The 6,000-nt window shown below is 65.2% G+C and carries 3 protein-coding genes and 1 pseudogene; all 4 read right to left on the reverse strand.

Annotated features, from left to right (window positions below; all coding sequences use genetic code 11):
- Positions 1-1,171: 1,171 nt before the first annotated feature.
- Positions 1,172-2,905, reverse strand: coding sequence for a protein kinase (locus J7E91_RS33485; RefSeq protein ID WP_214910866.1), 1,734 nt, complete (start codon positions 2,903-2,905; stop codon positions 1,172-1,174).
- A 5-nt stretch (positions 2,906-2,910) separates the two neighbouring features.
- Positions 2,911-3,252, reverse strand: coding sequence for a hypothetical protein (locus J7E91_RS33490; RefSeq protein WP_214910868.1), 342 nt, complete (start codon positions 3,250-3,252; stop codon positions 2,911-2,913).
- 460 nt (positions 3,253-3,712) lie between these two features.
- Positions 3,713-5,371: a UvrD-helicase domain-containing protein gene (locus J7E91_RS33495; protein ID WP_214910870.1), complete on the reverse strand. Its 1,659-nt coding sequence runs from the start codon at positions 5,369-5,371 to the stop codon at positions 3,713-3,715.
- Positions 5,368-6,000: pseudogene (locus tag J7E91_RS33500) on the reverse strand (ATP-dependent endonuclease); the annotation flags it as partial. The pseudogene J7E91_RS33500 and the gene J7E91_RS33495, both read right to left, overlap by 4 nt.

Consider the following 6,000-nt stretch of genomic DNA (forward strand, 5'->3'; position numbering starts at 1 on the left):
AACTCACTTAACCTCAAGGGGGTGAAGGTGCAGGAACGACCCGCGCGAGCGGGTGTGTCTCACAGTAGAGCTGGATATCCGGCTGCTCGTCGCGCCAAGCCCCGCGTAAGCAGGGAAGACTGCCAAGTCGACGTGGCTCCGCCCTGGCTCACCGAAGCCCGCCCCTCCGGCGGGGTGACTCCCACGACGACCGGCCTTGGAATGCCGCTCGGTCCCGCGTCAGCGGGAGTGCCGCGCCGCCGACGATGCAAGCCCTGCGGGAGCAGGGGTGACACGACTCTTCCCCGGTCGGCCACGATCGTCTCCGGCCAGCCCTGCGCAATCAGGGGCGACTCGACATCGCTGCGGCCCACCGGCGCCAGCTACGGCCCCGCACAAAGCGGGGGTGACTCCATCGGTGAGGCTGCCCCTTGGCTCCCTGGAGCCTCTCCCCCGCGCCAGCGGGGATGACTCGATGATCGCCATCTGGATGCTGGTGTCACCTCGCTCGACCCTGCGCAAGCAGGGGGATGACTCCGTGCGAGCACGGACGGTACAACCGACCTGATCGGTCTGCTCCGGGCACGGACACCTCGCATGACATCCCGCATCAAAGTCGCAATCCTGGCAAGTCCCGTGTGAGCTGGGGTGACGCCGGCTGGTGGACGGGGTCCAGCACGTGCAGCGTTTCATGCGCGAGCAGGAGGCGACTGGTCTCCGGACGATGAGGTCTTCCACCTCAAGAGTTGCGCCCGGACGAACGGAGGTGCTCCGCTGGCAGATCTCCCACGCTATCGTCTAAGCGTCTATAGCGAGCCTCGCCCACAGCCAAGAAGCGCAAAGCGCTTAACGGACCAGGTCGCAAAGCCTGGACCTTGCGCAGGCAGGGGCGGCTCGGTGATACACCGCTCAAGACCATGCGTGCTGATCTGGATCCCCGCGGGAGCGGGGGTGACGCGCACCGCTGCCAGGTTACGGGTCAGGCCGGGCACTGGGCCCCGCGCAAGCAGGGGTGACTCGGCACATCACCTCAAGGGAGCACGCTTGTTCGGGAGCCAGCTTTACGGAGCAGGCGAAGGGCTCGACGCTGAGAAGGACAGCTGCCGCAAGGGCCGATGACCGTGGGATCGAAGGCCGCCGAAGTTCGTTGGACTCTGGCACGAACGATGGGTCCGCTGTCCGCATTGATGTGTCAAAGGTAGCGGCCAAGGGCCGATCGCATGTGGGCAGCGCTGGTGTAACGGTCCGCCGGCTTGGGAGCGAGAGCCTTCTGCATGACGGCTTCTATGCCGGCGTCGAGGCCGGGCACGAGTTCGCGGGGTCTGGCGGGTGGGGGCGGAGGCGATGACGGGAAGGCATGTCCTTGGTGGACGCCTCGGCCGGTGATCAGTTGATAGAGCACGGCGCCGGCGCTGTAGATGTCCCGGGTTGCGTGGGGAGCGGCGCCGGCCCAGCATTCGGGCGGCATGTAGAGCACGGTGCCTGCTATCTGTCCTTCTCGGTGGGCGGATTCGTTCAGGCTGGAGATGCCGAAGTCGAGGATCTTCACACGTCCGCTGGCTGTGAGGATGAGGTTGTGGGGCTTGATGTCGCAGTGGATGATGCCGGCGGCGTGGGAGTGTTCGAGTCCGTCCAGGATGTCGTGCAGGGCGGCAACGGATTCGGGAACTGTGGGACGGGTGAGGGAGGGGACCTGGTCGAGGGGCCAGCCGCGCACATGTTCCATGACGATGAAGTCTCCCGCGGCGTCGGTGACGACATCATGGACGGTTGCGATGGACGGGTGATTCAGTGCCGCCGCGGCCCTGGCCTCGTACAGCAGATGATCACTGCCGGACTGGTGGCCGTGCAGACGCTTGACGATCACCTCGCGTCCGAGCACGGTGTCCTGAGCAAGGAAGACCTCTCCCATGCCGCCCATGCCCACGGCAGCTGTGAATCTGTACCTGCCGTTCGCGATGATGGGCAAAGGGCGGCGGATGCGCGGTGCTTGGACAGCCGGGCCCGCAGATGCGGCACTCCCCCGCTGCTGGGTCTTTTCCCTGGGGTTTGCTGCTGTCGGTGGTGCGCTGAGTGGGCCATGGCCGCCGGTCGGTGCGTCGGTGGCTCCAAGGCGATCCGCTAGAGCGTGGAGCCGTTCCCGCGCCGATACGCCCGGGGTTCGGGGTGTGGGGTCGGAGGCGTCGGCGGTGAAGGCCGGGTTGACCGCTAGGACTGTCTTTCCGCAGGTGTCGCTTCCGGTCCGATCGGGCCGCGGGCGGCCCTTGAGGGCGAGGGCGAACTTGACCTGCTCGTAGACGTGGTCCACGGTGAGGAGGCGTGATCCACCGTCGATACCGCGGCGAAGCACTGTCAGCAGCTCGCCGGTGAAAGCGGTGTAGCGGTCTCCTTCCGGCGCCAGCGCGACTCTGTCGTCGCGGGCCGAAGTCAGGACGACTGTTCCGCCGGCCGCGGTCTGTGCTTTCACTGCCTGCGACGGGCCGCCCATAGCCGCGTGCACTTTGCCGCTGAAGCAGCTGTCGAGGACAGCGACGCGCCGCTTGGCCCGGGAACGAGTGATGGCCTGACGGATCCATCGGTAGGAGACCCCGGTCCACGGTTCGTGCAGGCGGGAGCCTGGCATGGACAGGAAGAACTCCAGCGCCTCGTCGAGGATGCCGTGCCCGGCGTAATAGACGAAGAGGGTGTCACGTGCTTCAGCGGCGGCACGGTTCAGCGGAGCGATCAGATCGTCCGCTGTCGTGGCGTCCTCGATGACATGACAGTGCTCTGCCGCCATGCCCCATCCTTCTTCGCTGAGGAAGAAGTCCCGCAGGCTGTCGAGGTTGTTGGAGATCGCGGGGAGATCAGGCGCGTGGCTGTACTGTGCGAAGCCGATGAGTACCACGCGAGAGCGAGCGGGGTCCGGCAGGCTGTTCGGCGTCAACGGTGTCACGAAGCGCTGTCGAGCGCCTGCACCACCCGCGAGATCTTCTCCGGGTCGTCCGTGTCGAGCGTGACGCGGACCTGACCGTGTTCGATGACCACTCCCCCATCGTGGGGACGGGTGCGGCGGTATGCGGCGATGGCCACGATGAGGCTGGCGAGCTGGAATCCGTTGTCGACGACGACTTGGACAGCCTCGAAGGCCGATCCCATGTCGCCGTCCCGGGGCGGGGCCTGCTCGAGCTCGATCTCGGCCTGCTCACCGACCACTTCGTCGCCTCGCAGCCATTCAGCGAGACGCGGGAGGCTCGTCTGCTCACCGTCCGCCGTCAGCCGGTATACCGCCATCTCGTTCCCCCTGCGCCGTCGCAACTGCCAAGTCCTGCAGCAGCATACGCAACGGGAGGAAGGGCAGGCGATGGAGCGCTGATGCTCGCGACTCCGCTCCAGATTGATGTGCGCCTTGAAACTGCCCAGCTGCCGCGGCATACCCAAGAGCAGCGAGAAACCGCCGAGCGGCGCATGGAGTCGGCACTAGCTCTTGTCCACCGGAAGTGCCGAGCGAGGTCGTGGCAGCAGCGGGCCTATACGCGAGTCAGCTAGATGAAGCATGAGGAGGAGCTGTGGCCACCTGAACAGGTTCTCTGCTTGCGGCACGGGGGCGCGCCCTCAACATTGCCAGCTGAGGCGGGCCTGAGGGTCATCATCTCGTTTCGTGACCTTTTGTCGATCGCCAGGCGGAACAGCGTTGTTGGATCGTCGTAGATCTGGCGGCGCAGTTGCCAGCTTGAGCGCCATCCGCCGGAACCTACGCTTCGCGGGCGAAGTTCAAGAACTGTTGGTGGGGTGTACGCCGCTCGTCCCATCTGTTCGTGGCTCCTACTGGCCGATCGCGGTGCTTGGCGTGAGTCAGCACCAGATGTTGCTTCGAGCGGGATACCGCAACGAAGAACTCGGACATCGCCGCGGTGGGAGTGCCCCAGAAGAGCTGCTCTTCGACCCCGAGGACCACGACTTTCTCGAACTCCATGCCCTTGCATTTATGGATGGTCAAGAACCGGATGGCGTCCACCTCCGAAAGGCGCCGGAGTGCTTGGACGGCGTCCCCGTCAACAGCAAGCTCCCGGTCGAAAGCATCAAGCGCCTGCTCGATCAGGTCGTTGAGTCGAGTGCCCTGCTGGTACCCGGTTGACAACGCGACCAGCGCCGGCTGTGACACCAGTTCCAGGAACTCATGGACGAGGGTCCTCCACGCAGCGGGCTCTCCCGTTCTGAACGTGTGGTCGCGCACAGTCGCCCGGGGTTGGCCGACCATCCGCTGCAACTGGCCGCCGAAGCGTGATGCCTGACTCTCAGGTGCGCTCGGTCGGTTAGCGATCCTCATGAGTTCGGTGTACGCGTCGGGCTGCCTGTCGTCGGCGATCACGCGAATGAAGTTGAATACGAGCGCAGCTACGGGTTCCGCAGTGAGGTCCTGACTCTCTTGTTCGTTGCGGAAGGGGATGCTGCGGGCTGCGAGTTCGCGGCCGAGGGCTGCCGCAACCAGGTGCGGCTGCTGGCGCACGAGGACCGCGATCTCGCTCGGGGCCGTGCCCTCGCCAAACCAGCCGTCGATGAGTCCCGCGACGGCTCGTGCTTCGTCGTGTTCGGTGTCGAAGTCGAGCACCTCGATGACGCCGCCGGCGCCGGCCAGTTCTTCGTCCGGGCTGACCGCTGCGGGGTCCATCCGAGCGATCATGCGGTTCTGCATCCGCCGGAGTCGGGGGGCGGAGCGGAAGTTCTGGTACAGAGGCAGAGGTTGAGCTGAGAAGTCGCTGGCGAAGGTTTGCAGCACTCCATCAAGTGCGCCGGCCCAGGCCATGATTCGCTGCTTGGTGTCGCCGACTGCAGTCAGGACGGCCGTTGTGTGGCCGAATGCCGCCTTGATGAGCTGGTACTGCTGCCTGGTGCAGTCTTGGAACTCGTCCAGGAAGACGTGGCTATAAGTCTGACGGATGCCTCCCCGGGCGTAGGCGTTAGCCTCGACGATCTCCAACGCCAGGGGGACCAGGTCGGCGAAGGTGATCTGCTCGCCCGCGACCCGGGTATCTTGATCGATTCGGTAGTCCGGGTTCAGGCTGTTGTTTCCGGTCAGTGCGGGCCGGAAGTTGTCGATCACGCGCTTGGCGAAGGCGTGGAAGGTGAAGCTGTCGAACCTGGCAGCGAGCCGCGAGCCAGAGCGACGGCGAACTCGCTCTCGCAGGTTGCGCGCAGCGTCGACCTTGAACGAAACCGCCAGGATCCTGCGCGGGTAGGGACACTGTCCGGTGCGCAGTAGGAAGTCCGCCCGTTGGGCGAGCAGCTCGGTCTTCCCGGCCCCCGGTCCAGCGGCGACGACCACATTCCTGTCCGACGTCGTGACGGCCGACATCGCGTTCGGTTCGAGGACGAGGCCGTCGACGGGATGCCACTGATCGGGGCGGATCATTCCGGCAGCTCCGCTAGCTTCGTGCGCACGTACTCGACCAGTCGAGCGAGCACATCGGGGAGGTTCTCCAGCAACTGCTGGTCATTCAGGTCAGCGAGAGCGGCCAGGTGCGCAGCGGGCTTACTTCCAAGATCGAACTTGTTGTGGTACTCGTTGAGGAGCGCGCGAACGTCCTCGGGGAGGTGGTCTTCGTTCGCGTGACTCTTTCCGAGCACAGCCACGATGGTGTCCTCGTCTGGCTCGGTCGACTCGCCCGGCTCTGAAGGACTGACGCCGTAGGAGTCGGGGTAGGCCGCCAGCAACATCAGATCCAGGTCAACCGGGTGAGAGAAGAACACCCCTTCCTGCTCCAGGCTCGCGACAGGGCCATACCCGTTTAACCAGTTGGAGTCGTAGAGCGTTGGGAAGCCGCGGTCGTCATTCCACTTGGGGAGTTCGCTGATTCGCTCCTCGGTATAGCTCCCCGGGCGGACTGTGTTGATCTGCTTCAGAGCATTGCGCACTCGTCCCCAGCCTCCGTGGAAGCGGCCGGCGTCGAGGTCGAGCAGTGTCACGTGGGGGATCTGAAGCTCGTTGAGCAGGCGCCAGAAGTGATTGACGTGCCGACCGCCTAGAAGACTCATGAAGAT

The sequence above is a fragment of the Streptomyces sp. ISL-99 genome (assembly GCF_018614005.1).
GTDB lineage: Bacteria > Actinomycetota > Actinomycetes > Streptomycetales > Streptomycetaceae > Streptomyces > Streptomyces flavidovirens.